Source organism: Arthrobacter sp. BGA-UO-ETr-C19 (assembly GCF_059568005.1).
On record NZ_JCAQPC010000024.1, the window covers coordinates 177,112 to 202,518 of the forward strand.

31 protein-coding genes are annotated in these 25,407 nt (G+C 65.3%); 9 read left to right on the forward strand and 22 right to left on the reverse strand.

Going from position 1 to position 25,407, the window contains the following annotated elements; all coding sequences use genetic code 11:
* Positions 1-282: 282 nt before the first annotated feature.
* The gene (locus AC57BR_RS19690; RefSeq protein ID WP_496363637.1) at positions 283-1,209 is read left to right on the forward strand and encodes an FRG domain-containing protein; all 927 of its coding nucleotides are present in this window, start codon (positions 283-285) and stop codon (positions 1,207-1,209) included.
* Here AC57BR_RS19690 and AC57BR_RS19695 read toward each other — a convergent pair.
* Positions 1,203-1,619 carry a CBS domain-containing protein gene (locus tag AC57BR_RS19695; protein WP_496363639.1) on the reverse strand — a complete coding sequence of 139 codons (417 nt, stop codon included), beginning with the start codon at positions 1,617-1,619 and terminating at the stop codon, positions 1,203-1,205. The genes AC57BR_RS19690 and AC57BR_RS19695 overlap by 7 nt on opposite strands.
* Positions 1,620-1,770: 151 nt before the next feature.
* Entirely contained in the window at positions 1,771-2,193 is a 423-nt protein-coding gene (locus AC57BR_RS19700; protein ID WP_496363641.1) for a hypothetical protein, read from the reverse strand.
* 645 nt (positions 2,194-2,838) lie between these two features.
* Between AC57BR_RS19700 and AC57BR_RS19705 the strand changes: the two genes are divergently transcribed.
* On the forward strand, positions 2,839-4,212 hold the full coding sequence (locus AC57BR_RS19705; protein ID WP_496365188.1) for an ABC transporter substrate-binding protein: 1,374 nt from the start codon (positions 2,839-2,841) through the stop codon (positions 4,210-4,212).
* Between the two features lie 33 nt (positions 4,213-4,245).
* Here AC57BR_RS19705 and AC57BR_RS19710 read toward each other — a convergent pair whose 3' ends face one another.
* From AC57BR_RS19710 to AC57BR_RS19730, 5 genes are all read right to left on the reverse strand, one after another.
* Positions 4,246-5,259 carry an ADP-dependent NAD(P)H-hydrate dehydratase gene (locus tag AC57BR_RS19710; protein WP_496363643.1) on the reverse strand — a complete coding sequence of 338 codons (1,014 nt, stop codon included), beginning with the start codon at positions 5,257-5,259 and terminating at the stop codon, positions 4,246-4,248.
* A complete protein-coding gene (locus tag AC57BR_RS19715; RefSeq protein WP_496365189.1) occupies positions 5,243-6,001 on the reverse strand; it encodes a histidine phosphatase family protein in 759 nt (252 codons plus the stop codon). The genes AC57BR_RS19710 and AC57BR_RS19715 overlap by 17 nt, the downstream gene beginning before the upstream one ends.
* Positions 6,002-6,399: 398 nt before the next feature.
* On the reverse strand, positions 6,400-6,564 hold the full coding sequence (locus AC57BR_RS19720) for a hypothetical protein (RefSeq protein ID WP_496363645.1): 165 nt from the start codon (positions 6,562-6,564) through the stop codon (positions 6,400-6,402).
* A 66-nt stretch (positions 6,565-6,630) separates the two neighbouring features.
* Positions 6,631-7,728, reverse strand: a complete 1,098-nt coding sequence (locus AC57BR_RS19725; RefSeq protein ID WP_496363647.1) for an LCP family protein — start codon at positions 7,726-7,728, stop codon at positions 6,631-6,633.
* A gap of 53 nt (positions 7,729-7,781) precedes the next feature.
* Complete coding sequence (locus AC57BR_RS19730) at positions 7,782-8,405, reverse strand: arsenate reductase/protein-tyrosine-phosphatase family protein (RefSeq protein WP_496363649.1); 624 nt, start codon at positions 8,403-8,405, stop codon at positions 7,782-7,784.
* A 200-nt stretch (positions 8,406-8,605) separates the two neighbouring features.
* Here AC57BR_RS19730 and AC57BR_RS19735 point away from each other — a divergent pair, with 200 nt between their 5' ends.
* Entirely contained in the window at positions 8,606-9,727 is a 1,122-nt protein-coding gene (locus AC57BR_RS19735; protein ID WP_496363651.1) for an alkaline phosphatase family protein, read from the forward strand.
* Here the strand turns inward: AC57BR_RS19735 and AC57BR_RS19740 are convergent.
* Positions 9,664-10,134 (reverse strand): hypothetical protein, encoded by a 471-nt coding sequence (locus AC57BR_RS19740; RefSeq protein ID WP_496363653.1) that lies wholly within the window; start codon positions 10,132-10,134, stop codon positions 9,664-9,666. The two genes, AC57BR_RS19735 and AC57BR_RS19740, sit on opposite strands and share 64 nt — an antisense overlap.
* Positions 10,135-10,228: 94 nt before the next feature.
* Between AC57BR_RS19740 and AC57BR_RS19745 the strand changes: the two genes are divergently transcribed.
* Complete coding sequence (locus AC57BR_RS19745; protein ID WP_496363655.1) at positions 10,229-10,792, forward strand: universal stress protein; 564 nt, start codon at positions 10,229-10,231, stop codon at positions 10,790-10,792.
* Between the two features lie 88 nt (positions 10,793-10,880).
* Positions 10,881-11,168, forward strand: a complete 288-nt coding sequence (locus AC57BR_RS19750; RefSeq protein ID WP_496363657.1) for a DUF6221 family protein — start codon at positions 10,881-10,883, stop codon at positions 11,166-11,168.
* Positions 11,169-11,224: 56 nt separating this feature from the next.
* Here AC57BR_RS19750 and AC57BR_RS19755 read toward each other — a convergent pair whose 3' ends face one another.
* From AC57BR_RS19755 to AC57BR_RS19770, 4 genes are all read right to left on the reverse strand, one after another.
* Positions 11,225-11,899, reverse strand: a complete 675-nt coding sequence (locus AC57BR_RS19755; RefSeq protein WP_496363659.1) for a DUF6766 family protein — start codon at positions 11,897-11,899, stop codon at positions 11,225-11,227.
* A gap of 92 nt (positions 11,900-11,991) precedes the next feature.
* Entirely contained in the window at positions 11,992-12,417 is a 426-nt protein-coding gene (locus AC57BR_RS19760) for a hypothetical protein (protein ID WP_496363661.1), read from the reverse strand.
* Entirely contained in the window at positions 12,404-13,012 is a 609-nt protein-coding gene (locus AC57BR_RS19765) for a Rho termination factor N-terminal domain-containing protein (protein WP_496363663.1), read from the reverse strand. The genes AC57BR_RS19760 and AC57BR_RS19765 overlap by 14 nt, the downstream gene beginning before the upstream one ends.
* Before the next feature lie 105 nt (positions 13,013-13,117).
* Complete coding sequence (locus tag AC57BR_RS19770; RefSeq protein WP_496363665.1) at positions 13,118-14,506, reverse strand: M20/M25/M40 family metallo-hydrolase; 1,389 nt, start codon at positions 14,504-14,506, stop codon at positions 13,118-13,120.
* Positions 14,507-14,942: 436 nt separating this feature from the next.
* Here AC57BR_RS19770 and AC57BR_RS19775 point away from each other — a divergent pair, with 436 nt between their 5' ends.
* Entirely contained in the window at positions 14,943-15,281 is a 339-nt protein-coding gene (locus AC57BR_RS19775; protein ID WP_496363667.1) for a DUF8129 domain-containing protein, read from the forward strand.
* Between the two features lie 64 nt (positions 15,282-15,345).
* On the opposite strand, the gene AC57BR_RS19780 is transcribed toward AC57BR_RS19775, so the two are convergent.
* The 6 genes from AC57BR_RS19780 to AC57BR_RS19805 form a co-directional block, all read right to left on the reverse strand.
* Positions 15,346-15,573, reverse strand: coding sequence for a hypothetical protein (locus AC57BR_RS19780; protein WP_496363669.1), 228 nt, complete (start codon positions 15,571-15,573; stop codon positions 15,346-15,348).
* Positions 15,570-16,304 (reverse strand): GAF domain-containing protein, encoded by a 735-nt coding sequence (locus AC57BR_RS19785; RefSeq protein WP_496363671.1) that lies wholly within the window; start codon positions 16,302-16,304, stop codon positions 15,570-15,572. The genes AC57BR_RS19780 and AC57BR_RS19785 overlap by 4 nt, the downstream gene beginning before the upstream one ends.
* Before the next feature lie 122 nt (positions 16,305-16,426).
* Complete coding sequence (locus tag AC57BR_RS19790; RefSeq protein WP_496363673.1) at positions 16,427-17,188, reverse strand: GAF and ANTAR domain-containing protein; 762 nt, start codon at positions 17,186-17,188, stop codon at positions 16,427-16,429.
* Positions 17,189-17,478: 290 nt separating this feature from the next.
* Positions 17,479-18,120, reverse strand: a complete 642-nt coding sequence (locus AC57BR_RS19795) for a DUF3618 domain-containing protein (protein ID WP_496363675.1) — start codon at positions 18,118-18,120, stop codon at positions 17,479-17,481.
* Entirely contained in the window at positions 18,117-18,548 is a 432-nt protein-coding gene (locus AC57BR_RS19800) for a phage holin family protein (RefSeq protein WP_496363677.1), read from the reverse strand. Before AC57BR_RS19800 ends, AC57BR_RS19795 begins: the two co-directional genes overlap by 4 nt.
* Positions 18,545-19,426, reverse strand: coding sequence for a hypothetical protein (locus AC57BR_RS19805; RefSeq protein ID WP_496363679.1), 882 nt, complete (start codon positions 19,424-19,426; stop codon positions 18,545-18,547). Before AC57BR_RS19805 ends, AC57BR_RS19800 begins: the two co-directional genes overlap by 4 nt.
* A 328-nt stretch (positions 19,427-19,754) precedes the next feature.
* Between AC57BR_RS19805 and AC57BR_RS19810 the strand changes: the two genes are divergently transcribed.
* Together AC57BR_RS19810 and AC57BR_RS19815 are read left to right on the forward strand one after the other, a co-directional pair.
* A complete protein-coding gene (locus AC57BR_RS19810) occupies positions 19,755-20,501 on the forward strand; it encodes a GAF and ANTAR domain-containing protein (RefSeq protein ID WP_496363681.1) in 747 nt (248 codons plus the stop codon).
* A 33-nt stretch (positions 20,502-20,534) separates the two neighbouring features.
* Positions 20,535-21,998, forward strand: coding sequence for a protein adenylyltransferase SelO (locus AC57BR_RS19815; RefSeq protein ID WP_496363683.1), 1,464 nt, complete (start codon positions 20,535-20,537; stop codon positions 21,996-21,998).
* A gap of 5 nt (positions 21,999-22,003) precedes the next feature.
* Here AC57BR_RS19815 and AC57BR_RS19820 read toward each other — a convergent pair whose 3' ends face one another.
* The gene (locus tag AC57BR_RS19820; RefSeq protein ID WP_496363685.1) at positions 22,004-22,159 is read right to left on the reverse strand and encodes a hypothetical protein; all 156 of its coding nucleotides are present in this window, start codon (positions 22,157-22,159) and stop codon (positions 22,004-22,006) included.
* A 222-nt stretch (positions 22,160-22,381) separates the two neighbouring features.
* Complete coding sequence (locus tag AC57BR_RS19825; RefSeq protein ID WP_496363687.1) at positions 22,382-23,149, reverse strand: GAF and ANTAR domain-containing protein; 768 nt, start codon at positions 23,147-23,149, stop codon at positions 22,382-22,384.
* 301 nt (positions 23,150-23,450) lie between these two features.
* Here AC57BR_RS19825 and AC57BR_RS19830 point away from each other — a divergent pair, with 301 nt between their 5' ends.
* Complete coding sequence (locus AC57BR_RS19830) at positions 23,451-24,026, forward strand: ArsR/SmtB family transcription factor (RefSeq protein ID WP_496363689.1); 576 nt, start codon at positions 23,451-23,453, stop codon at positions 24,024-24,026.
* A 287-nt stretch (positions 24,027-24,313) separates the two neighbouring features.
* On the opposite strand, the gene AC57BR_RS19835 is transcribed toward AC57BR_RS19830, so the two are convergent.
* Together AC57BR_RS19835 and AC57BR_RS19840 are read right to left on the reverse strand one after the other, a co-directional pair.
* Positions 24,314-24,691, reverse strand: a complete 378-nt coding sequence (locus AC57BR_RS19835) for a VOC family protein (RefSeq protein WP_496363691.1) — start codon at positions 24,689-24,691, stop codon at positions 24,314-24,316.
* Positions 24,692-24,962: 271 nt separating this feature from the next.
* A complete protein-coding gene (locus AC57BR_RS19840; protein ID WP_496363693.1) occupies positions 24,963-25,394 on the reverse strand; it encodes a response regulator transcription factor in 432 nt (143 codons plus the stop codon).
* Between the last annotated feature and the right edge of the window lie 13 nt (positions 25,395-25,407).

The following is a 25,407-nucleotide window of genomic DNA, read 5'->3' on the forward strand; positions in this document are numbered from 1 at the left end:
CGGTGTCCCGGCCGCATCGGACGTACCCGCCTGAACCTGCACAGATCTGCCCGTCGGGGCGGCGGACAGTGCCGCGGAACCCGGGACGGACGTTGCATAAGACGGTGCAGCGAGAGAAAGCCCGGCACCCGCGAGGGCAAGTATGGCGGTGAAAGTAGCAAGCAGTCTGCGCATAAATTCTCCTGCGGTTGTCCAGTGCTGGCATGAATATAGTAAGCATGATTAGTATCTCAAAATAAGTACCCTTTGTAACTTGTTGGCACCAGTCCAAAAGGCGGTCCCGTGGAAATCGGACAGGAAGTTCGGGTGGGGGATCTTCAGGAGCTGATCTTTGCACTCACCCAGGACCAGTGGCAGCCGTCGGAGGCGAAGTATCGCATCAACGTTGCATACCGCGGCCTGTCCTCGGATGACTATCCACTGGAGACCGGCCTTGCCAGGCTGCAGGCTGAAGCCGCCGGCGGCCTGGAGCAGCACCTGCTGCGCAATTTCAAAAAGTACGCCCACCGGAACGCCACCCCTGGTGATTCGCTGTGGAATTGGCTGAGCGTCGCGCAGCATCACGGACTTCCCACCCGACTGCTCGACTGGACGTTTTCCCCGTACGTCGCACTTCACTTCGCCACCTCCAATCCCCGAGGCTACGGCCGCCCCGGCGTGGTCTGGTGCGTTGACTACGTGGCGGCGCACGAGCTGTTGCCTGCGGGGCTGCGCACGCACGTGGAGCCGCTGGGGCACGGCCTGTTCACCACCGAAATCCTCACCGCAGCCGCGGAATCGCTGGCAGGCTTTGACGAATACAGGTCCGACGACGGCGGCGGCGTCCCGCTGTTCTTCGAACCGCCGTCGCTGGATGACCGGATCGTCAACCAGTCCGCCGTGTTCTCGATCATGACGGATCCGGAGGCTTCGCTGGCGGACTGGCTTGCGGAGCACCCGGAGCTCTACCGCAAGGTGGTGTTTCCGGCTGAGCTGAAATGGGCCATCCGGAACCACCTGGATCAGGCCAACGTCACCGAACGCGTGCTGTTTCCCGGCCTCGACGGGCTTTGCCGCTGGCTCGCCCGCTACTACGGCGACCGTCCGGAGCAGGCGTATCCGGACGCCCAGATCTCGCCCACCGAGGCCGCCGAACCCCGGCCCGCTGATTCCGGCGCTGCGAAATCTGGCGTCCAGACGGAAGATGCTGAGCCGGAAGACGCTCAGTAGGAGATGAACTCCACCAGTTCGCCCACCCGGTCCTCCGGGTAGTTCCGGGCGATGTCGGCCTGGCTGAGCATCCCGATCAGGTCGTGGCCGTCGATGACCGGCAGCCTGCGCACCTGGTGCTGCTGCATGGTCCTGATGGCTTCCTCGATGGTGTCGTCGGCGCCGATGGTCACCGGTTTTCCCTCGGCGAGGTCGCCGGCCTTCGTGCTCTTGGGGTCGCCGCCGTCGGCCAGGCAGCGGACCACGATATCCCGGTCGGTGAGCATGCCCTTAAGCCGGTTGTCCTCGCCGCAGATCGGAAGGGACCCGACGTCGAGGTCCTTCATCTTCCTGGCCGCCTGCTCAAGCGTTTCATTGACGCCAATGCACTCTGCCCCTCCGGTCATGATGTCGCGCGCCACGATCGACATTGCCGTTCTCCTCACCTTTGGTGCTCGTACGACGGCGGGCTGCCCCCGCTCCGTGCCAACCCGCCCCGAGTTTTTGTACAGATAATGGCTCCAAAGTGGCATCCAGGGCCCATTATCTGTACAAAAACTCGGGAACTGCGTCCAGTCCTGTTCAGTCCGGCACTTCCATCTGGAACCCGCAGCCGCAGCGCAGCAGCCGGGTGGGCAGGTGCACGTCGTGGATGGTGCGGCGCCGGCCGAGCTCCGTGCCGTAGATGCTGCTGGTTCCCGAGCTGACCGAGGCCATCGGCGTTCCGCAGTGGAAGTACTCGCCGCCGAACTGCAGCACGCCCATCACCTGACCATGGCGGTTCAGCACGCCTGCCACGTCGTGGACTCCGGCCGGGTGGGCATAGAACTGGTCGCATTCCACGCAGGTGTAGGAGACGTCCACCATGCCGTCCCGAGGGGGATGAAGGGCCTCAATGGATTCAACGATCAGGTGTTCATCCGTCTGGCACTGGGAACACCACAAGGGGTCGCCGGAGGGGTGCTGCGCTTCGCCGGGAAGGTGGGCGTTGGAGATGGTCGTCATTGACGTGCTCCTGGATAGGGGGCATCGGCGCCCTGCTGCTTGAGCTCAGTCCCACGCTTAAAATACTCCCGGGCCGCCGCGGCAAGCAATAGCAGCCCCCGCTTCCGGCGGCGCCGCAGGAACAGCCGGCCGGACGCCGTCGTAAACCCTGAATTCCCCGCCCTCACGGGCCGATATCGGGAAGGAAAAACCGCGGCGCAGCCCTTGTGGCGGGGCGGGGTCGGTGCTATAAAACATCTACAGCCAGCCGATGCGGCTGGCGGTGAACGGGAGGACCGGGGCTTCAATTGGCTGCCAAAGGGGCGGTTAGCCCGGGAGCACGCCACCGCGCCAAATAGCGCACGGCAGCAGCGTCCGGATCCTCCCACGGACGGTCTCCGGCTCAATGAGCGGAGGCCGTCCCTTCATGTCCGCCTTTTTACCTGCGTTTATCCGCGGCGCAAGCCGGGTCCTGTTGACGGACGGGCCCTGTGGTCAATGCGGCCTGCTGACAGCCGGGCGCCAATTCGTTACGCTTGTGACACAGGTCTCCTAGTGGTGCGCGGGGTTTGACGCCCCGCGTACGTCCGTTCTGCGGACACGGTATGGCAGGAGTGCCAGGTGAATAGGACCAGAGGCCAAGTCAGGGCGGGCGTTCTAGCGGCGGTGTTCTTGGCAGCGGTCTTTCTGGTGTCCTGCACGCCAGGCAATGGTCAACCACCCGCACCCGCCCCGGACATCGACCACCACAACATCACCGTCTGGACCACCGAGACGCTTCCGGACCGTATGGCCAAGCTTCGCGTCGTCATCGAGGATTTCACCGCTGCCACCGGAGTGAAGGCTGACCTCGTGGGCGTTCCTCCGCACCGCTTCAACCAGGTCCTGACGTCGTCGGCCGCCTCCGGTGACCTCCCCGACGTGATGGCTTCGCTGTCGCTGGGTCAGGTCCGGACCATGGCGGCCTCCGGCCATGTCGACTACAAGACCAACGCCGCCATTGTGCAAAGCCTCGGGGAGCAAACGTGGGCGGCCCGTGCGCTCGAACTGACGCGCGACAATGGCCAGCAGCTGGCGGTTCCGGGTTCCGCCTGGCATCAGGTGATCTACTACCGCAAGGACCTCTTCGCCCAGGCAGGGTTGAGTGCGCCCCGGACCTACGCGGACATCGTTGCCTCGGCCAGGAAGCTGGATTCCCCGCAGCTGGCGGGCATTGTGGCGGCCAACAAGACCGGCCAGGCCTTCACGCAGCAGTCCTTTGAGCACATTGCGCTGGGAAACGGCTGCGAAATGGTGGATGCCAAGGGAGGCATTGCTTTCGACAGCCCCCAGTGCGTGGCGGCGCTCGGGTTCTACCGCGACCTGCTGAAGAACTATTCCGTGCCCGGCATACAAGACATTGATTCGGTGCGGTCCGCCTACTTCGCCGGCAAGGCCGCCATGGCCATCTGGCCGACGAACATGCTGGACGAGCTGGCAGGCACCCGGACCGACGCGCGGCCCAGCTGCCCCGAATGCACCAAGGACCCGCTGTTCCTGGCGCGGAACACCGGAGTGGCGGTTGGACTCCAGGGGCCGGACGGGCAACGGCCCGCGCACTTCGGCGAAGTGAACTCATGGACCGTGACGGCTGATTCGGACGCCGAACCTGCCCGCCGCTTCGTGGAGTACTTCCTGACCGACGGCTATGCCGAATGGCTCGCGATTGCCCCGGAAGAGCGCGTTCCTGTGCGATCGGGCAGCACCGCAAACCCGGCCGAGTATGCGGATGCCTGGATGTCCATCCCCGTTGCAGCGGGCAGGACCGAGCGCTTCAGCAGCGTTTATGCCAACGACGTGCTCGCCACCCTGCTGCAGGGGTCCAACGACCTGAAGCACTGGGGGATTGTCCAGGGCCAGGGCGACCTGACAGGCGCAGCGATGGTGGAGTTGCCCATTGCCCAGGCCGTCAGCGACGTTGTAGCGGGCCGGGCCCAGCCGCAGGCCGCTGCCGCCAAGGCTGCCGCGTCGCTCCGGTCCCTCCTGAAATCGCTGAAGTGAGACGCTGGTTCTCGCTGAGTGAGTCTGCCTCGCCTACGTGGCCAGTTCCATCATGAGGGGCGGCAGTTCGTCGGCCAGTTCCCGCGCCAGGTAGCCGAGGCTGCCCACCCGGCTGGCGAGCCTGTCGCCGGCTGCGGCGTGCAGGTGAGTGCCCCAGCAGGCGGCCTGGGCGTCGCTCGTGCCTCGGGCCCGAAGCCCGGCGATGGCACCGGCAAGAATGTCGCCGCTGCCGGACGTTCCCAGCCCGCCGTAGCCTGTGGTGACTTGCCAGTGGTCTCCGGTAACCGGGAAATCAGCGGCTGACGAGCCGCCGTCCGGGGAACCGCCGTCGGAGGAGCCGCCGTCGGGGTTGCCGACGGCGGGTGGCCCGGCAATCATGCCCTGACAGCTCACCACCGCGCGGTACTTCCGGGCGAGTTCGACGACGTCTGCCGCCAAGTCGCCGGTGTCCCGGCCCAGCAGGATCGCGGCCTCAGTGGGGTTCGGCGTGAGAACCAGCCGGCCTGCCCAAGGGTCCAGCTCATCAGCCAGCCGGGGAAGGGCACCCAGAGCGTAGGCATCGAGCACCACCGTTGGACCAGCATTCTGACCAGGACCCTTGGAGGAACAATGCCGCAGCAACCCGCGGAGCAGGGCCTCGGTCTGCCCGATGTCGTCCAGCCCGGGGCCGATCAGCACGGCATCCGCAGCATCAAAGTCCCCGAGCAGGTTTTCGAGCCCGGCATCACTTACGGAACCGCCCGCGGATTGTGGCAGGCCGATCACTCCCGCCTCCGGCAGTGTCACGGCCAGCTGGACGGCCACCGACTCCGCCACAGCCAAGGTCACCCGGCCCGCCCCGACTCGAAGGGCGGCCGTACCGGCGAGCAACGCGGCACCCGGAGTCCGCTGCCCGCCGCCGATGACCAGCACCGCACCGCGGGAATACTTGTCCGATCCCGCGGAGGGCAGCGTCCAGCTGCGCAGGAGCGTCGGCGTGATCAGGGTGGCGGCAGTGCTGGCGGAGTCTTTGGCTGCAGTGTCCGTGGGTTCAGCGCGGGTGGACATTGGCGTCCCCGGCGTGTTCGGTCACTTCGACGCCCTGCTCCATAAGGTGGTCGGCCACGTTGAAGCTCTCCAGCGTCCACGGGCCCACACCCTCCGGACGCACATAGCGGGTCAGCGAGGCATTCAGGACCGGGGCGCTGGCCGCCACGTCCAGGAGCTCCCGTTCGGACATGCCCTCAAGGATGTAGCGGAACAGCATGACGACGGCGTCGTGGCACACCAGCATCACCCGGTGGCCGCTGCCCAGCGCGTTCAGTTCCCCGATCACGGAACGGAGCCGCAGCGCCACGTCCGCCCACGATTCCCCGCCCGGCGGACGGTAATAGAACTTGCCCAGCCACCGACGTCGTTCTGCCTCCTGGGGAAGCCGGGTTTCCACACCAAAGGCGGTCAGCATGTCCAGGATGCCCAGCTCACGGTCGCGGAGACGCTCGTCCGAGCGGACGGGGACGGGCCAGCCCGCCGTCTCCACGGCGATTTCTGCCGTCTGGTAGGCGCGCATGTACGGGGAGGAGATGACGACGTCGGGCCGCCGGTCCTCGGGAACCGCCGCCAGTGCGCGGCCCAGGGCCGTCACCTGCTCCCGTCCTGTGGAGGAAAGCTCGACGTCGGCATCACGGGCCGGGACCGCGATCACCTCGGCACCGGAAACCGTGGCATCGGTGGCGGCCACGTTGCCCTGGCTCTCGCCGTGCCGGATCAGGATGAGTTCGACGGCGCCGGCCGTCCACGCAGCGGGCACCGGCGCATCCTTGTGCGTTCCGTCAGCGGAGGTTCCGTTCTGTCCCACGATTGCACTCCCGTTCAGACTAGGCTGCGAATTTTCCACGTTACTAGTGCCGTACCCGCAATGTCAGCAGAGTAACCATCCGCCACGGACGCCCACACGCTCCCTCACCTTTCGTCGCCTTCCTTAGGACGCTTCCTCACCTTTCGTCGCCTTCCTTAGGACGCTTCCTCAATCCTGCCTGTCAGCCAGAAGGGAACCTGCATTGGCGCCTATGAGGAAGCGTTGGTCCAAAACCAGCAGGACGTGAGGAGGCGTTGGTCCAAAACCAGCAGGACGTGAGGAGGCGTTGGTCCAAAACCGGCAGGATGTGAGGAGGCGTTGGTCCAAAACCGGCAGGATGTGAGGAAGGGTCAGGGGATGCGTTTGCCGCCCGAGCGGTTGAGGAAGAACGCCAGCAGGGCCGCCAGCAGGAGGAACGGCGCCACCCACAGCAGGAAGGCCACCGCCTTGATGGTTGCGCCCACGATGAAAGACAGCACCGCAACAACGGCGATGATCCAGATCAGCTTTCTCACTGGCTACCCCTCACACTTGTTGCTAACCGCACTGTCCCTAACCACACTCGTCACTCAGAGCAAGCGTCACTTCCCCAGCGTCGCGGCGTACTGCCCCAGCCGGTCCCTCCCCAGGGCGGCGCCCACAGCGGCGGCGGCGCCGTAGTCCGGCAGGATAATTGACTGTCCATCGGTGCTGGTCCCAAATCCCGCCGTCGGAAGAGTGAAGAACACCGCGTCCTGCATCCGGACGTTCCGCAGGCTGTACACGAGGCTGGCCAGCGCGGTCGCCTTCAGCCCCTTATCCACAGTGATGTACTTCGACGCCGTGTTGACCAGCTTGTACAGCGTCACCGGGTTGGTCAGGGTGCGGGCGGAGAGCAGCTTGGCCAAGGTGGAGCGAAGGAACAGCTGCTGGTTCGCGACCCGGCGGTAGTCGCCGTCAACAAACGCATAGCGCTCGCGGACGAACTCGAGGGCACGCTGGCCCTTGAGCCGGTTCACTCCGGCGGGGAAGTGCTGCTGGGTGTCGTGCGTGGACGTGAAGGCTTCCGGGTTGTTGACGTCCACGCCGCCGAGCGCCTCGGTGATGCCCCTGAAGCCTTCGAAGTCGATCATGACGGCGTGCTGGATCTTCTGCCCGAACAGGGACTCCACGGTTTTCACGGCAAGCGGCATGCCGCCCTGCTCGAGCGAGGAGTTGATCTTGGCTTCGCCGTACCCGGGGATCGGAACCCAGAGGTCGCGCATGAGCGAGATGCCGTAGGCGTGCTTCCCGTCGGCCGCCAGATGCACCAACATGAGGACATCCGCGCGCTGGTTCGGCAGGCCGTTCGGCGCCGGGGCGTCGCCCTTGCGGTGGTCGCTGCCGATCAGCAGGATGTTCATGGGCAGCGTGGGCGGCGGTGGCGGCTTCACCGGTTTGGGCGCCGGCTTCTTGGTGGGCGAGGGCTTGGTGGTTGCGGTCTGTGTGGGGGATTCAGGGGCCGCGCTGATCTCCGTCTTGGCGGTCTGGGTATTCCAGATCTGCGCCAGGTTGAACAGGAAGCCGCCGGCCACCAGGGCAATCCCGAGCAGCCCTGCCAAAACTACGTTGCGTATGGTCCGCTTGGGTTTGGCGCCGCCATTGGCGCCTGGAGCGGGGTCGCCGTTGCCCCCGGCTCCCGGACTGTTCCGGGATGTCATGATCGGACGGTACCACCAAAAGTCCGCCGTGAGAACGACGGCGGCGGGCCGGTTTAGGAGGGGGCGTTCAGCCGGGCGAAACGAAGGATTGAGATGATCGCCGGGGCAAGTTCGTCCTCCATTTGCCGGTAGTAATCGGCGCTGCGGCGGTAGGGATCGACGACGTCATTGTCCGCGGCATCGGGGGCCAGTGCGAGGTGCCGGACCGATGCTGCCCGCGCGGGAAGCCTGCGCCACAGCTTGGTGTTGGCCGCGAGCCGTCCACCGTTGAGGCCCGCGCCCTGAGGGGCCTGCCCTTCACGCTCCTCCAGGACATCGAGCATCCTGGCAAACTCGCGGATGGTGAACGTCCGCTTCAGCAGGGAGGCGTCCAGCTGGAGCACCTCGCCGCGGTGTCCGGACGTCATGGTGAGGACCAGGTCCACGTTCCGAAGGATCTTGCCGGACAGCTGGCGTGCGGCGAAGCCCTCCGCTGTGCCGCCGAAGGTGCGGATGATGTCAGCGGAGAGCGGCTGGACGGGGTCGCCCACCAGGGCGCGGGTCCCGGCGCTGCGCACCTCGAATCCGCCGGGAAGCACCTGGTCCAGACCTGCCTGGAGCAGGCGCTCCGCCACGGGGGAACGGCAAATGTTGCCCGTGCAGACGGTCAGGATTCGGACTGGCGAAGGCGATTCCACGTATTGGCTCTTTCAGGCTGGTGCGCAGGACAGGTCTGTCCCACCGATTCAACTTAACATGTGAGCCGCCCGGCGTTCCGTCAGGAGCATGGTGCGCCCTCCCAATCAACTCCCAGCTTTCCTTCATGCTGCTGAGGGGATAGGGATGCCAGCATGGAGCCGGGACCGCGAACCGACATTGCTGCAGAAGGCAGGATCCAATGAGAGCTGCTCCGACTCACTCGTGGGACTGGCACAGGTGGCACCGTCGCCGGCCGGCTGGCCGGAAGCTCCTCCCGGCTGCGCTGGCTGTGCTGGCTGTGCTGGCCCTCACGGGTCTTGCTGCCTGCGGAACTGGACCGTCGCCGTCGCCCTCGCCTATAGCGGCGGCACAGCCGGGACACGTGTTCGTGATCAACCTGGAGAACAAGTCCTTCCGGGATGTCTGGAACGACCAGTCGGACGCAGAGTACCTGTCCCAGACGCTGCGTCCGCAGGGCGTGCTGCTGAGCCGGTACTACGCAATCGGGCATGCTTCCCTTCCCAACTACATCGCCCAGATTTCGGGGCAGGGCCCGAACCCCGCCACCGAAGGCGACTGCCCGGACTACGCGGCGTTCAACGGAAGCGGCACAACATCACTGGGCCAGGCGCAGGGCAGCGGCTGCGTGTACCCGGAGTCTGTGCAGACGGTTGCCAGCCAGCTGAGCGCGGCCGGGAAGACCTGGAAGGGGTACATGGAAGACATGGGCACCCCCTGCCTCCATCCGGAGCCGGGTGCCCGGGATTCGAACCATGCAGCGCAGGAGGGCGACCAGTACGCCACCCGGCACAACCCGTTCGTGTACTTCGCCGGGATCACGTCGTCGCCCGAGTGCCAAGCCAACGACGTCGACTTCTCAAACTTCGCCGCCGACCTCAAAACCGTGGCAACCACACCGAACCTGTCCTACATCAGCCCGAACCTGTGCAACGACGGGCACGACAGCCCGTGCGTTGACGGGCGGGAGGGCGGCCTGGTCTCGGCCGATGTATGGCTCCGCAAGCATGTTCCGGAGATTCTGGCTTCCGCGGCGTACAAGCAGGACGGGATGCTGGTCATCACCTTCGACGAGGCGGAGGGGAAGGAAAGCGCGGATGCCGCTCTGCCGGGGGGAGCGGCGGGCGGACTGATCGGGACGCTGGTGCTGTCACCGCTGGCCAGGGCAGGCACGACCTCGGACCGTTTATATAACCACTACAGCCTGCTGGCCAGCATCGAGGACGCGTTCGACCTGCCCTACCTCGGGTACGCCGCCGACCCCGGGCTGAACCGCTTTGGGTCCGATGTCTTCAGCCGCTGAACCAGCAAAAACGTCAGCAGCGCCGCCGCAACGTGCGCGTACAGCAGCACGTGCAGCGGCTGGGTCGGCACGCCGGCCAGCAGCAGGCCGGGGCCTGTGAACTGAGCGGCGGCCGCATGTCCGTGACCGTCCAGCGTGGTGGCCAACGGATTGGCGAAGAATGCGAAAGCCCAGTGAACGGTCTGCTGTCCCGCCCCGGCCAGCACAAGCAGGGCCCAGTTTGGAACACCCATCCTGGTGACGACCGCGCCGGCCAGGCCCAGCAGCGCGGCGGTGGCGACGACGATTGGCACTGCGGGCACGGGATGCCCGGACACGGCGTGGATGACCAGGCCAAGGACAACACTGACGGACCCGAAGAGCCAGCCGGCAACAGCAAACTGCGTGCGACCTGTACGTTCCGCCATGCGCCCATCCTCCATCAGGTTGCCCACGGGGGCCAGTGCGTCCTAGTAGGCTGGCAGTGAGAGTCACCCCGATCTGCCGTAAGGACAGCGTGGAATGGCAGCACTCATGAATGAGCCAGCGAAGAGGTCCGGTTTCCCGAGCCGGGAGGACGAATTCATCCCGCAACGGATTGCCGGCCCGGTGGTGGTCGGCGTTGTGCCCGGGCAGCCGCCCGCCGTCGTGCAGAATGCCGCCCGGCTGGCCTACTCCCTAAACGTCAAGCTCATCTGTGCCTATGTGGACATCACCTCGTACCTCAGCAACGAGCGGGACGACCAGGACCTGCTCCAGTCGCCGGCGCAGGACGGGACCGTTGACGACGCCGAGCAAACCAGCGCCCGCCTCAGGGAGCACCTGCAGGCTGTCCTCGGCAAGGCCGGGATCCGCTGGTCGCTGCTGACCCTTGTCGGGGAACCTGCACGGGCCCTGGCCCGGCTGGCCGATTCGGCAGATGCCTCGGTCATTGTGGTGGGCACGCGGGAAGGCAGGGTGGGCGCCCGGCTGGAGCAGCTGCTGCTCGGCTCGGTGGCGGTCCACCTCACGCACCGGCAGACCCGGCCGGTGGTTGTTGTTCCGCTCGCCCCGCAGAGACGGCACAAGCCGAAGGAGGACGCCTGACACCCTTCCGGCGCGACTGACGGCGCCACTGACGGTCCGGACCACGGACACCATCCACCTCACCCAAGACGAATGCGAGGGACTTCACATGGCCGACCTGATCGATTTTCTGGAAGCGCGGATCGCTGAGGATGAGGCGGACGCCCGGAAGGGACTGGAGATTGAAGGATCGGCGGGACCCGTCGTCGGCTGGTTCAATCCCGGACGCGTGCTTTCAGAATGTGCGGCCAAACGGAAGATCTTGGGCAATGTCCCGCTGGTCACCGATATTCCCACAGCTATCGGCGCCACGAGCGAGTACGTCCTGATGTCCCTCGCCGCCGTCTACAAGGACCATCCGGACTACCAGGAAGGCTGGGCTGTCGACGGACTGTGACGCCGCGTAGGCCGGGTGGCCGGCGCCCGGGAAGGCCCGCGGCGCCTGTGCCCGGGCTAGCCCGTGGTGCCTGTGTCGTCGTGCGCCGAGCCCACGGGCTTGGACTCCGGTGAGCCGCGCTGGCGCAGGTAGATCGACAGGACAACCATGGAACCGACGGCGAGGAATTCGGACTGCCAGTTCTGCAACGTACGGTTCCAGAACTCCGGCGAGACGATGTACTCCGCCCAGCTGACCGGTTGCTGGAAGTTCTGGATCTGTTCCTGGTTGTAGTTGCTGTTCCCCGCGATGGACTGCACCAGCCAGGACAGGAGGAATATGAGCCCCATCGTCAGTCCCAGCGAGTTGGAGTAGAGGGTACGCCGCCAGCCGGAAACGCGGGCCCACTTCGGGGACTTGGCGTTGCTGAACTCGCCCACCAGCTGGTCCTTGTCTGACTCCGGTCCGGGCTCGTTGAGTTGCTTGGACTCGGGTGACCCCTTCTGGACCAGCCAGATCGTAGCGAAAATGTACAGCAGGAACTGCAGGTACTCCGATTGCCAGTTCTCGGAGACGTCCACGGCGAAGTTCGACGACGTCAGATACTGTCCGAAGCTGATTTCCTCCAGTCCGGAGGCCACCTGCTCCTCGTTGAAGAGGGCATGTCCGGTGAGCGCCTGGCCCAGCAGGGCCAGGAGGAAGATCAGTCCGAAAAAGAGGCTGAGGCCGTTGTTTCTGATTGCTTTCTTCACTGTCCGCCTATCCCCGCAGAAGCCCGACGGCGGCCATGTAGGCCAGTCCGCCGAAGATCAGGATGAGATACAGGGCAAAGCTCCAGCGCATTCTATTTGCCTCCTACTTCGCAGGTGTACGGCGCTTCTTCCCCGTTGGGGGTGCAGCCGACGCCCGTTATTTTCCAGCCCGCGTCGGAGGCGGCCAGGAAGACGGCGTCGTTCTCGAACTCCACGAAGGCGTCACGGCCGAACTGCTCGGTGCTCAGCAGTTTTCCCGGGTCCGGGATTTGAGCCTTTTCCAGTTGGCTCTCGCAGGTGCCGGCGTCGCTGGAGCGGGCCGTCTCCTCCCGGGTTTTGGACTGGAGCAGTGAGCAGGCCGCCGTCATGTCCGAGCCGGCCACGTCCCGGTGGAACTCTTCAGCCGCTTCTGCGGCTTGCGTGCCGTCAGCGGCGCACCCTGAAAGTATGGCCCCCGAGAGCGCGAGCACGGCGAGGAGCCCAAACCGAAGGCCCCTGCCTGCCCTAGGCGTCTTCACGTTCCGGGTTTTCTAGACGGAAGAAGTTGGACTGCGTTCCGTCAGTGCGCTGTTCCTGGTAGATGAAATTGAGGCGGCGCCCGTCAAAGGTCTTGAACCATTCCTCCCAGCTCACGCGGCGCAGGTTGCTGTCCTCACCGCCAAAATCTATCCGCAGCACGCCCAGATGATCACCGTGCTCGGTACCTTCAACCGTGGCCGGGACACCGCCGCGTTCCTCGGCCCACTGCCTGATGACCTCGTGGTGGGTGGTGGCCAGGCTGCGGCCTTCCCGTTCTGGTTCCTCCTCGGTAGAGGTAACCTCCTGGGAGTACTTCAGCGAGCTGGACGAGGCGTCCCCGTGCCGGATCTTCCCGCCTTCCGGTCCCGCGCCCAAATCGTCAGGGTCGGAATCGGCGCCTCCGTCGCTGTTGCCTGCGCCCTGGGAACGGGCATTGGCAACTTCCTTGACGAGCTCCTCTTTGCGCATGCCGGAAGTTCCGCTGATGTTTTCGTCCTTCGCCTCCTGGCGGAGCTCATCCACCTTCATTTCCCGCAGCTCGGTCTCGCTGACATTTGGGGTGTCCGGCGTCTGGTTACCTGGCTCATCACTCATGGCAATTCCTCCTCGTGCAGGGACGGCACCAATTACTAAGGCTACTTATTGTGTAGTCCGTGCGGTGAGTGACGTCAAGTTCCCGTAAGGGTCTGATCAGGGCCTTTACCCGCGCTGTCCCAGTTCTTCCCATAGGAAGGCCAAAGTGGCGGCCCCTGCCTTCAGGATGTCCACGCGGACGCTCTCGTCACTGTCGTGCCAGTTGTCTTCCACGAGTCCCGTTCCGAAGAAGACCACGGGGACATCCAACGCAGAGGAGAGAAGATCGGCGGGTCCACCTCCGGCGTTCCCCATTCGGCCGACCTCCGGTGACCTAAAGCCTTTCTCCATTGCTGCGGAGAGGGCATTCAGGAACGGGCCCTCCGGGGTGCGGTAAAACTCCTGCGCTGTCTCGGTGTCCAGGGACAGCGCATAGCCGTAGCGATCGCTGATGATTGCATCCACCCAGCACCGCACCTGCTCAGCCACCTCGTTGACCTTTTGGCCGGCAACTGTACGGATGCTGAGTTCGGCCGACGCCATCGAAGGGACGGCTGCACGCTTCACGCCCACAGGGTCCCCGGCAGCAAGTGCAATAACCTCAAGCGCCGGACGCTCCCAGAGCCGTTCGAGGACGGTGTAGCCTTCCTCGCCGCCGATGCTGCGCGTATGCGAGCGTTCCAACCAGTCTTCGGGATCGAAGGGAAGAGCCGCCAGTTCGGAGCGGCGGCGCGGGGAGATTTCTTCGACATTGTCGTAGAAGCCGGGGAAGGTGATCCTGCCCCGCTGGTCGTGCAGCCGCGCGAGCAGCCTGCTGAGCTCGAGGGCGGGGTTAGGGGCAGTCCCGGACACTGCGCCGCTGTGGATGTCGGTCAGCGGGCCGTAAACCTCGATGCTTGCGCCGAGCATGCCACGGACGCTGGTGCATAACGCCGGATGATCGGCGCGCCACAGCAGGGTGTCGGAAAAAATCACCGCCTCGGCGTCCAGGCGAGACCGTTTGGCGTGGAGCAGCCCCCGCAAGCCGGGGGAGCCTGCCTCTTCCTCCCCTTCGACGAGGACCTTGAGGTTAACTGCGGGAGCGCTGCGGCCCGTAGCTTTCATGTGTGCACGGATCCCCCAGATATGGGCCATCACCTGGCCTTTGGCGTCCGAGCTTCCCCGGCCGTAAAGCCTGCCGTCCCGCAGGACCGGATCGAACGGCGAGGTCTGGTCCCAGTTTTCCTCCTTGACGGCGCGGACGTCATGGTGGCTGTAGATGAGTACGGTGGGGGATCCAGGGGCGGCAGCCCATTCGGCAAAGACGGCGGGGCCCTCCGCCCCCTGCCAGATCTCCGTAGTGGGGAACCCGACGTCGCGCAATTCTCCGGCCAGCCAGTTGGCCGAGCGGACAAGGTTGTGTTTTCGTTCAGGAACACCGGCCACCGAGGGTATGCGGATCCATTCGGACAGGCGTTCTATGAGCACGCCCGCGTGGTCGTCCAGGTAGCTTCGGAGCTTGCTGTCCGCGTCCATTGGTGATCCTCCCGTCGTATCGTCAGGCTGTTTGATATCGTCCGGGCACATGATGTGGGCCCCTGGGATGATGTGCCGGCGTGAGTTCGACGGCAACCATCACCGTGTGTCAGGTATCCCCTTCGGCTCATGGAGGTCCTTGGTGGGAAAGGGGCCAATCCCGGCCCGTGGTGGTGGCGCTACTGTTCTCACTGCGCCTGCAGCCCTCCTGCACGAGCCCGCAACCGCCCCTGAATCCGCAGAACCTGATGGGCGGTGGTTTTTCAGATTACCCACCATCACCGGTTCTGGGAAGGAACCAGGGAGCAAAGTACTTCGACCGAGAAATCCAGCGCTGCCTCTGGTTATCGTGATGCTCCTGCGTCAAGATGGTAAGCCTGCTGATCGTCCTTTTGCGGAAGGGGTGGTTCAGAATCTTTCTTAGGAGGTTGCTTCCATGAGCGAAATCCCCGAACATGATGACCTGCCGCTGGCCGACTACGACCACATTCCCAGCGGCACCTTACCGTCCCGCATTTCAGGCTTGGACGAGGCAGGCGTGGGCCAATTGTTGAGCTACGAACGTGCCCACGGCAATCGTCTGCCGGTGGTACAGATTTTGGAAAGCCGTATCGACGCCCTGAACGCCGGCGCCGAGCCAAGCGCCACGTCTGTGCCGGACACTCCTGAAGTGACTCAGGCCCAGCACGGATCGAAGGTGTCACCGGCCACGTCGGGACCGCCGATCAACCCGCCGTCCCAGGGAGTTCCGACCAACCCCTCACAGCCGCGCTGACTCTAGGCTGCCGCTGAACCTGATTTGTCCCTGATCCTGCCCGCCGAGGTCAGCCGGTGCGAGGTCAGTCCGTAGCGGAATTGCCCAGTTCGTAGATGGCGTGGTCAAGCAGGTCCCGCTGGATGGGGCGGAGCATGTATGAGCCGTGGAGGTAGGCGTCAATTTCCATTGCCCCGGCATCGCCGCCAATGCTGAAGTAGTGCATCCAGAGTTCATCGACGTCAAGGTCGGACTGCCGGAATGCCTGGGCCGTCCGGTCTCTTTGGGCCTCTCCGTCAGACGCAGAGGTCATGGCGCCTGGGGGTCGAGGTCCATTGCGGGTGCAATGATCCCTTTGGCCAGTTCGCTCAGCAGGAGGTTTTCCGCGCGGGCGCGGCGGATCATGGCCTGCATGGCTTCCCTTTCGTTCACTTGGAGCCGTTCCATGAGGGCGCCCTTGGCCATGTCGATCAGGCTGCGGCTGTGCAGTGCGTCCTTGAGGGATTCGCTGAGTTGCGCGGCCCGTTCCCTGGTCTGGATGTTGGACAGGATGAGTGCCGCGGGTTGGGCCAGGAGTGCCAGGACCTGCTGGCTGTGCAGGTCGAAGGCATGCGCCCGGTCTGCGTAGACCTTCAGGGCGCCGATGGGCTCGGAGGTTCCGTTTCCCGTGGCGTCCGGGAGCAGGAGGGGGACGCTGATGCAGGACAACAGTCCGAGCGGGGCACTGGCCCTGGCCCACCCCTGCCAGCGGTGCTCCCGGCGGAGGTCATCCACGATGACGGCTTGGGCGCTAGCCCAGGCCGCGAGGCACGGTCCCTCACCGAGGTCGTACTGCAGCTGGTCCGCCTGCTTCACAAGGCTGTTTGTGGAAGCTGTGCTCGTTGGCCGGCCCTGGTCATCGAAGAGGGTGGCCCCGGCGCCCACGCTGCCGGTCAGGCTTTCATGGGCGGCTTGGGCTATGTTGGCCACAGCCCGATCAACCGCTGGTTCCGTGAGGAGCAGGCCCGCGACCCGAGCGAAGATCTCGGGCAGTTCGCCTGCCATTGGGTGCTTCCGCGTCACGGGCTGGCCTCACAAGTCATCGGTGTTGTGAACATCCCCTCGGGAGAGATATTCGGCAGGTGTTCTCCATCCTAATCCCGGTATCGCCGACGACGGCGGTGGACTTACGGGTGGGGTTCACCATCAGTGGACGGATCCGGGAGCGCGGCACCGTTCAGGATGTCAGTGGCGATCTGCTTCAGTTGCTGCTTGCTGGACTGTGCCATTTCATGGAGCAGTTTGGCGGCTTCCTCCCTGCTGCCCCGGGTCTGGGCCATCACGAGGCTCAGGGCAGCGTCGATTACCGCCCGGGACTGCAGGGCCGTGTGCAGGCCGTCCTGATACGTGGGAAGGCGGTGCACGCGAAGCGCCAGGCGGAGGATGCGGGACAGCGACGCGCTGTAGGATTCCACTGCCGATACGTTCGCTGCCCCGAACGTGGACGTGCTCAGGGCATAGCAGTTCAAGGCGGCGGCGGCGTTGGGCCCTGCGTCAATGGGAACTGCAAGGATTGACCGAACTCCTTCGTTTGCCACCGCCTGCGAGTAACGCTGCCACCTCGCTGATGTTTCAAGGTCCTCGACCAGGACGGTCCGGCCTTCCCTCAAAGCCGTCAGGCAGGGGCCGTCGTCGACCCCGTACTGCTTTTCATCCATCTGCTTGGCTTTATCGCTGCTGCTGGCCACGGTGGCAGGCCGGCCGTCGCGCTCGACTGTGATCGCACACAGCATCGGGTCCGGTGCTGCGAGCTTCGATGCCGAGAAAACCGTCAGCTCAAGGAGGAATTCGTCAAACCCGGGACTTTCCAGCAGCAGGTCCTGCAGCTGCTCGGGCGTGGGTGCCTGATTTTGCCCGGATGTCGGCAGATGGCCTGACTCAGCGGCCATGCGATGCCCCGATCCACGTGGAGCCGGATGCCCGGCGCGTTTTTACCGCCGGATTGCTGTCTCCGGAACGATCGTGGACTGGTTGCCTCCACGGCCAATGACGTGATGAACGGGCCGATCGCAACCTCTGTGTCCGGCTGGCAGGATGCCTGGCCGGAATATCGCATCGCCTTCACTTTTGAGCCTACTCCCTATGGGCCGCCCAAGATACTGCAGTAGGCGCACGACGGACCGCTACATCCAAAGGTGTAGCGGTCCGGTGCTCTCGCATGGGGCAGGCTCAGGCCCGGTCAGGTGTTTTGGACGTGGTCTTTGGCGTCGGTGGCGGTTGCTTTGACGTCGGTGGCGGCGGTTTGGCCTTCTTCCTTGACGTGTTGGGCGGCGTCGGTGGCGGTGGCTTTGACGTTTTCCATGGCGTCCTGGGCGGGTTCCTTCCAGCCCTGGGCCATGTCCTTGGCTGCTTCGGTGAGCTGGGTGGTGACCGGTTCGGCGGCGGTCTTCAGGGCGTCGGCGGCTTCGCGTTCCTTCTCGCTCGGGGGGATGAGTGAGGAGACGAGCAGTCCGGCGCCGAACGCGATCAGGCCGGCGGCGAGGGGGTTGCCCTGGGTTTTGGCCTTGACCTGGTGGGGTGCGTCGGCGATCGCTTCGCCGGCGCCGTGGAGGGCGTTCCCGGCGGCGTCGGTGGCCTGGTGGACCCCGCCGCTGGTGGTGTGGGCGGCGTGGTGGACCCCGCCGGTGGTGCTGTGGGTGGTGTGTTCTGCGGTGCCCATGACTTTCTCCTTTACGCCGAAGACGGCGTCCCGGACCTTGCTGGTCTGGCGGTGGACGATGTTGGAGGGGGTGACCTTGTCGGCGACGGCGTCCACGTTGGTGCCGAGGCGGGCGCGGGTGGCTTCGATGTCGGCGCGGATGGCGTCCGGGTTCTCACTCATCGGTGGTCTCCGTTCGGTTTGAGGGTGGGCGGGATTTCCCTGGCTGTTTCGACGGTTTGGGGCATGCCTTTGATGGCTTTGAGTTCCTTGCGTCCCACGGACGCAAGGATCGCGGCGATGATGGCCCAGATGATGGCGACGACGACGGCGGACCAGCCCAGTCCCATGAGCTCGCCGAGGGCGTACCAGAGGGCGACGGAGAGGAACAGGAGCACGAAGTGCCCGGCGATGCCGGCGCCGGCGAGCATGCCGCCGCCTTTGCCGGCGCGGGTGCCGGACTGTTTCAGTTCGGCTTTGGCGAGTTCGATTTCCTGCCGGATCAGGGTGGACAGGTCCCGGGTGACCTCGCTGAGGAGGTCGCCGAGGGAGGTGGTGTCGGCCTTGGCGTGCGCGGCCGTTGGCGGGGTATCGGGGATCTGGCTGCTCACAGGGGACGACCTCCACCCTCGGTATACGGGTCCTCGGGATCACGAAGCGGAACGCCTGCCGAACCCGGCGCGTCAAAGCCGGGGCGGGCCGGCTCACCGTACACGGTTTCCGCGTAGGTGGTCGGGGTTGCCTGGGGTGCGTCATAGAGCGGGGCTGCCGATGCTGCCGTGAGATTGCTTTCCGTCACTGGCGGCTGGACCGGGTACTGGGGCAGAGTGCCGGTGGATCCGACGCCGGTGGCGGTACTGGTGTCGGGGGCGCCGGCCTGCAGGCTGCGTCCCAGGCGCCCGGCGAGGAGGCCCGCGCCTGCCGCGATGAGCAGGAAGGTGCCGGGGCGCTGGCGGGCGAAGGACTTGGCCTCGTCCAGCAGTGAGCCCGGGTCGCGGTTATCCAGCCAGGACGCCACTGACTCCGAACGGTCGGCGGCCTGCCGGATCAGGTCCGAGGCCACGCCCTGCTGGTCCGGGGCGTCGGCCATGGAGCGCAGCTGCGAGGAGATGCTGCGGATGCCTTCGGCGGCCTTGGTCTGCTGGGTGCCCGCCTGGCTTGTCAGGTCCGACTTCGCCTGGTGCAGCAGATCCCGGGCGCTGTTCTTGGCTTCATACGCGACGTTCTTCGCCTCGGTCTTAGCCGTCTCGGCCACGTTCTGGGCGGCGCCGGCAGCGTGGCCGGCCACGTTCGCGGCCTCGTCCTTCGCCACGTCCTTCTTCGAGGAAGTACCGTCCTGGTATCCGGTGGTGCCCGTGTAGCCAGGGGTTCCCACGGCCGTGGTGTCGTAGCCGGTGCCCGCGCCGGTGGTGTCGTAGCCCGTGGTGCCCGAGCCGGTCGTGCCCAGACGCGTGGTCTCCGCTTCGGTGCCGAATGGGTTCTCGGTCATCATTGCTCTCTTTCCTTTGGGGTTAGCTGCTGTTGATGAACCAGCACCCAGCAATAGTAAGCATGATTACCATCTGATGGTAAGTACACTTCCTATATGTGTTGCAAAATTGCCGGCGAGGGCTCAGACCACCTGCCCGGCCCCGGGATGCCTGGCTGTACGGCCTGATGATCTCCTCCGGGAAGCCCCGGCAAGCCGTGGGAAGCCCTATGAGGCGTAGTCTGGCAGTAGATGTTGGTCAGCCCCGCCCGCCTAGCCAGGGACGTTCTCGATACGGACGTTTGCAGCCCGGAACAACGGCGGAGCTGCCTGTTGAAACGAGGCTGCTATGGGCGATCAAGCCCGCGCGTGGGACCGTGAGGACGTCGCGGGGCGGCTCCAGGAACTGGTGCTGGAGAGCCTTGATGTCGGAGATTTCCTTGGGGAACTGGCGGAGTACGCCGGGGTTTTCTTCTCCGCACCAGGGATCAAAGTGCGGTGCGCCTTCACCGTCCTGCGGAGGAAGAAATCGGCCACGGTGGCCAGCAGCGATGCGCAGGCCCGGATGCTTGACGAAGTCCAATTGGCGTTTGGCGAAGGTCCCTGCCTGGCTGCCATGCAGGAGATGACCACTGTCCATGTACCGGACGTAGCCTCCGAATCCCGTTGGCCTGCGTATATGTCGACCGTGGCTGGCCACGGTGTGGGTTCAATCCTCGCGGTGCCGCTGGCGCTGGAGGGCGAAACCCGGGCCGCGCTCAACCTGTTTTCGCCCCGGCCGCATGGGTTCAGCGGGGAAGACATCACCGGCGGGGAAGAATTCGCAGCCCAGGCCTCCAAGAGCCTTCGGCTCGCCCTCCGCATTGCCCAACTGACTGAGGCACGAAACGACCTGACTGCCGCCATGCAGTCGCGCACCGCAATAGACATTGCCACCGGAATCATCATGGCGCAGAACAGATGCGGCCAGGAGGCCGCCCTGCGGGTCCTGAAAACGGCCTCGAGCCTGAGAAACGTGAAATTACGTGACGTCGCGGCGTCAGTCGCCGCCTCGGTCTGCGGCGATTCTCCGATATCCACCTACTTCGATGAATGAACTGACCTTCCGGCATCGCCTTATTCTTGAAAGATGAGCGATACAGCCGCACCAACCATCGCCTTTGAAAGCCGCTTCGCCACGGAGCTCTCCGAGATGGCCATTCCCTGGAAGGCAGAGGAGGTCCCTGACCCGCGGCTGCTGGTGCTGAACGAACCGCTGGCGGCCGAGTTAGGCTTTGACCCGCACTTCCTGGGGAGTCCGGAAGGACTTCCCCTGCTGATCGGCAATGCAGTGCCCGACGGCGCCACACCCGTTGCGCAGGCATACTCCGGCCACCAGTTTGGCTGGTTTGCGCCGAGGCTGGGCGACGGCCGTGCGCTCCTGCTCGGTGAGATTGCCGACGTCGCCGGCTGCCTCCGCGACATCCACCTGAAAGGCTCCGGCCGCACGCCGTTCTCGCGGGGCGGCGACGGCTTTGCCGTCGTGGGGCCAATGCTGCGTGAGTACGTGGTGAGCGAGGCCATGCACGCCCTCGGCATCCCGACGACGCGGTCCCTCGCCGTGGTGGCCACCGAGCGTTCGGTCCACCGGGAGACGGTGCTGCCAGGGGCAGTTCTCACGCGCGTCGCGAGCAGCCATCTGCGCGTGGGGAGTTTCCAGTATGCCCGGGTCGCCGGAGACGTCGGACTCCTGCGCCGCCTCGCCGACCACGCGATCGCCCGCCACTATCCCGATGCCGCGAAGGCGGATAACCCCTATCTGGCCATGTTCAAGGCGGTGATCGCCGGCCAGGCCTCCCTGGTTGCCCAGTGGATGCTGGTGGGCTTCATCCACGGCGTCATGAACACGGATAACATGGCCATTTCGGGGGAAACCATCGACTATGGCCCCTGTGCCTTCATGGACGCGTTCGACCCCGCAGTCGTCTACAGTTCGATCGATGAGAACGGACGCTACGCCTACGCGAACCAGCCGGTGGTGGCAGAGTGGAACCTCACCCGCCTCGCGGAGGCGCTCCTCCCGCTGTTCGACGACGACGAGGAGCGCGCGGTGGCGCTGGCACAGGATGCGCTGGGCGCTTTCCGCGAGCAGTACAGTGCCGCCTGGCTGGCCGGCATGAAGGCGAAGCTTGGGCTCGCCAGCGGCATCGCTGATGATGTGGCTTCGCCCCTGATTGACGAAGTACTCGGGCTTCTGCAGGAGGGGCGCGTCGATTACACGTCGTTCTTCCGGCGTCTCGGAACCGCAGCCCGCGGCGAGGATGAGCCCGCGCGAAACCTGTTTCCTGAACCGCAGGCCTTCCTGGCCTGGGCGGAACGCTGGCAGGCCCTGAACCCGGATGCAGAGACGATGGACCGGGTCAACCCGGTCTATGTGCCCCGCAACCACCTTGTTGAGGAGGCACTCGACTCTGCGACAAACGGTGACCTTGAGCCGCTCCGGCAGTTGCTCGAAGCGGTGACGGACCCGTATCACGAGCGTGCCGGCGTCGAACGTTATGCAGAGGCTGCGCCGGAAAGCTTCGGCCCCTATAGGACCTTCTGCGGAACCTGAGTGGGTTAGCTGGCGCCGGGGTGCACCAGGGTGTCCGGGTCCAGCTCATTCGCCGGTGCGTCAGAGAGCCCCTGCGGCGTGAGGTCCAGGTCGTCCAGGGCGGTCATGGCTGCAATCGGGGCGGCGTTCAACCCGGCGCCCGGGGCAATGTTGTTAGTCATGGTTCTCTGTCTCCTGAAGTGAGCGGGGCGGTGCATTGTGTGCTGACTCGCTATTTTCCTTGGAAACGTTGCGCGCGCCAAAGTTGCGCGGGGGAGGCAATTGGTGTAGCCCAACCCGGATGGTGTCAGCCAGGGGCGTGCGCAGTGAGGGAATGGACGACGCCGGCACCACCTCCTGTGCAGGCCGTTTCAGCCCGTGCGGAGGCAGTTTGTGACGGCGGGTTACAACTCGCCGCCGCCGATGATGTCCTGGGCGAGTTGGTTCAGGGGTTCGTTGTGGCGCCGGGAGGCGCTGATGAGCGTGGCCAGCGCCTGGTCGCGGCTGACCTGGAGGCGCTCCATGATGATCCCGGTTGCCGTTCCGACGGCATCGCGGGCGCCGAGTGCGGCGATGAGCCCGTCGCTGAGGCGCTCTGCGGCGTCGCGGGCCTGGGCATTGGCAAGCATCAGCGCAGCAGGACGCGCCAGGAGTTCAATCAGGCGGATGGCTTTGGGATCGAAGCCGTCGGGAACGGGGGAGTAAACCTTCAGGGCGCCGATGGCGCCGTCCGGGGTGGACAGCGGCGTGCTGATCGCCGAGCGCAGCGGCAGTTCGGTGATGGCACGGCTCCAGGCGGGCCAGCGGTGGTCGGTGCGGCTATCCGCGACCGTAACGGTTGCCTGCTGAGCCCAGGCTGTAAGGCACGGGCCCTGTCCCAGGTCGTACTGGAGCTGGTCTGCCTGCATGACGTCGGGGTCAGTGGAGGCCGTGCTGGTGCGCCGGCCGCGCGCATCCATCAGGCTGACTCCCGCACCCCAGGTCCCCGGGATGGCTTCCTTCAGGGCATGGGCGAGCGCGGAAACGGCTTCGTCGACGGTTTCGTGGGTCAGCAAAAGGTCGGCGATCCGGGCGGTAAGCGCCGCCAGCTCGTCGGCGAGGGGCAGGTTGGCTTGCATCAGGAACCGGCTGACACTCGGCGCCGGGTCGGCCTGCGGTGGCCGAGACGGCACGGCGGCAGGATTCCGGGCCCTGCAAAGGTGGAGGCTACTGAAGGAGGCACGCGCGTTCCTTTCCTGGGGCCGCGGAGTCCCGTCCCGGTGGCAGGCTGCGGTGTCGAAGGTACTAAGACGATTATCTCAGCGGAAGGCCCGCGCCGCGAGGGGTGCGGGCCTTATATGGGCAGCTATATATGAGCGGACCATAAGCAGCGGATTGATGCGGGAAGGCGTTGACCGGGAACGCGGGCTTCAGTAATCGTTGCGTGAGAGGATAATCGCTTAATATCACGTGTTTCCCCAGATAGGAGCAACGGTGCTCGGACTGACTGGATCCGCGGAACGGGTCGCGGCCGCTGAAGCGGAGTTGTTCAAGGCACTGGCCCATCCCGCCCGGGTCCGGGTCCTGGCTGTGCTCACGGCAGGGCCGGCGTCGGTGCCGGAGCTCTGTTCGGCGACCGGACTAAAGCCGTCTCACCTGGCCGGGCAGCTTGCCCAGTTGCGCGCCCAGCACCTGGTAACCGGCCGCCGCTCGGACGGCAGGCTGCAGTACCGGTTGTCTTTTCCCCAGATTGCGGATCTCCTCTCCGCTGCCGGGGCAGTGCTTAACGCCCGGGCTACGGCTGACTCGGGCGGCCTTTCCGGCATCGGCGTACCCGGCCCAGGCTCCGGACCCGCTGACGAGGTGGCCCTGACGGATGAGTCCGCGGCGGTACTGGAGGAGTCGCTGGTAAGGCGCGCCCTGATAACCAGTGCAGTGCGTTCCGTCAGCGTCCGGACCGGCCGCAGCTTTGAGGAAGCCCTGGCCGGGCTCCTGACCGATGCCCGGGAACGGAACCTTACCCTGGCTGAAGTTTCCGGCGAGACAGTGGCTGGCGGCAGGAGCGAGTGAGGCCAGACGACCCGACGCCGAGAAGCTCGGGCACACACGTTTTGCGGGCTAAGGGTTAGTGCCCTTGACGGGCTGGCAGCGCTGGGCCAGACTCGTGATTGAGGAATTGATGAATTCATAGTTTCTTCAATCCTCTCCATTGGGGGCCCTCTGCCCTGGTACGCGCAGAGGGGCCGGAGCACCGCGGGGCAGCTGGACACATTCCGCTGACCGGGGGTCGCGGAATAGACGGAAAGGGACCGGAACAGCGTGGTTCCGGCCCCTTCCGGTTATTACTGTTCCGGAAGTTACGGGCGTTCGAAGAGGCTCAGAATATTGCCCTCACTGTCCAGGAACCAGGCGGCCTTGCCCCCGTCCGCTGTGGCAACGCCGTTCTCGGTCTTCAGGCCCGGGAAATCGTACTCTTCGAAGACGACTCCGCGGCTCCGCAGCTCCTGCACGTCCCGCTCCACGTCGTCCGTCACCCAGCCCATCTGGGTGTTTTTTGCGGTCCCCGCGTTGTCAGTCTGATACAGCAGGAACTTGGTCCCGTTGCCGCATTGGAACATCACGTTGTCGTCCGCTGGTTCAATGGGCTCCAGTCCCAGCTTGTCCCGGTAAAAATCCTTCGCCCTGCCCACGTCTTTCGCGGGAAGGACAGCGGTGACGTCCATGTCCTTGAGCATGACAGTTCACTCCTCGTTGAGTTGATGGCGATGGTCCCCCCTGTTCGGTGCCGGGAACGGACTGGCGTCCGTGCCCGGGCCGCGTCGCCGCCCGTTTCGCCGACAGCCGGGGCAGCCACCTGGGACTCGATTGCACCTCGCCGGCATCGCCGGGCGTGAGAGTCCCCGAAGTTTATGGGGACATTATGTTCCCGAAGTGCCACCTGCGGATATAGGACGCGGGGCAGGAAAGAACGACGTCGGCCGGGTTGGCCAGGTGCGCGGCCAACGGTTAGGCGCGTGACTCGAGGCCGTGGGCCGTTAACGGACCCACAGGGCATAACTTGTTGACCGTCTCCGTGAGCTGCCGTGGGCGGAATGGCTTGATCAGGTATGCGGCGGCTCCGGACGCCATGCCGGCCATCTCGTCGTCGAGCTCCGCCCGGGCCGTGATGAACAGCATCGGCGCCCCAGAGCGCGCCCGGATATGCCGCGCCACATCCAGGCCGTCCATGTCCGGCAGGTTCAGGTCGACGGTCACCAGGGCCGGGTGGTGCTCCCACGCCGCGGCGACCCCCTCAACGCCGCTGCCGACTGCATGAACGTCAAACCCAATCCGCGTCAGGATCAGTGTGAGCAGATCGCGAATATCCCGGTCATCCTCGATGACCAGGCAAAGCCCCCGTGAACCCAACGTGCCCCCCGGCCTGTAGTAGGTGTGCACAGTGTAGGGCGCA

Bases quoted from the DNA above. Each gene is read 5' to 3' on its own strand.
- AC57BR_RS19750 (WP_496363657.1), top strand. From the start codon at position 10,881: ATGGCCGACCTGATCGATTTTCTGGAAGCGCGGATCGCTGAGGATGAG.
- AC57BR_RS19835 (WP_496363691.1), bottom strand. From the start codon at position 24,691: ATGCTCAAGGACATGGACGTCACCGCTGTCCTTCCCGCGAAAGACGTG.
- AC57BR_RS19770 (WP_496363665.1), bottom strand. From the start codon at position 14,506: ATGGACGCGGACAGCAAGCTCCGAAGCTACCTGGACGACCACGCGGGC.
- AC57BR_RS19805 (WP_496363679.1), bottom strand. From the start codon at position 19,426: ATGACCGAGAACCCATTCGGCACCGAAGCGGAGACCACGCGTCTGGGC.
- AC57BR_RS19735 (WP_496363651.1), top strand. From the start codon at position 8,606: ATGAGAGCTGCTCCGACTCACTCGTGGGACTGGCACAGGTGGCACCGT.
- AC57BR_RS19695 (WP_496363639.1), bottom strand. From the start codon at position 1,619: ATGTCGATCGTGGCGCGCGACATCATGACCGGAGGGGCAGAGTGCATT.
- AC57BR_RS19740 (WP_496363653.1), bottom strand. From the start codon at position 10,134: ATGGCGGAACGTACAGGTCGCACGCAGTTTGCTGTTGCCGGCTGGCTC.
- AC57BR_RS19790 (WP_496363673.1), bottom strand. From the start codon at position 17,188: ATGGCCGCTGAGTCAGGCCATCTGCCGACATCCGGGCAAAATCAGGCA.
- AC57BR_RS19780 (WP_496363669.1), bottom strand. From the start codon at position 15,573: ATGACCTCTGCGTCTGACGGAGAGGCCCAAAGAGACCGGACGGCCCAG.
- AC57BR_RS19765 (WP_496363663.1), bottom strand. From the start codon at position 13,012: ATGAGTGATGAGCCAGGTAACCAGACGCCGGACACCCCAAATGTCAGC.
- AC57BR_RS19795 (WP_496363675.1), bottom strand. From the start codon at position 18,120: ATGAGTGAGAACCCGGACGCCATCCGCGCCGACATCGAAGCCACCCGC.
- AC57BR_RS19785 (WP_496363671.1), bottom strand. From the start codon at position 16,304: ATGGCAGGCGAACTGCCCGAGATCTTCGCTCGGGTCGCGGGCCTGCTC.
- AC57BR_RS19725 (WP_496363647.1), bottom strand. From the start codon at position 7,728: ATGACATCCCGGAACAGTCCGGGAGCCGGGGGCAACGGCGACCCCGCT.
- AC57BR_RS19820 (WP_496363685.1), bottom strand. From the start codon at position 22,159: ATGACTAACAACATTGCCCCGGGCGCCGGGTTGAACGCCGCCCCGATT.
- AC57BR_RS19815 (WP_496363683.1), top strand. From the start codon at position 20,535: ATGAGCGATACAGCCGCACCAACCATCGCCTTTGAAAGCCGCTTCGCC.
- AC57BR_RS19710 (WP_496363643.1), bottom strand. From the start codon at position 5,259: ATGTCCACCCGCGCTGAACCCACGGACACTGCAGCCAAAGACTCCGCC.
- AC57BR_RS19700 (WP_496363641.1), bottom strand. From the start codon at position 2,193: ATGACGACCATCTCCAACGCCCACCTTCCCGGCGAAGCGCAGCACCCC.
- AC57BR_RS19775 (WP_496363667.1), top strand. From the start codon at position 14,943: ATGAGCGAAATCCCCGAACATGATGACCTGCCGCTGGCCGACTACGAC.
- AC57BR_RS19810 (WP_496363681.1), top strand. From the start codon at position 19,755: ATGGGCGATCAAGCCCGCGCGTGGGACCGTGAGGACGTCGCGGGGCGG.
- AC57BR_RS19745 (WP_496363655.1), top strand. From the start codon at position 10,229: ATGGCAGCACTCATGAATGAGCCAGCGAAGAGGTCCGGTTTCCCGAGC.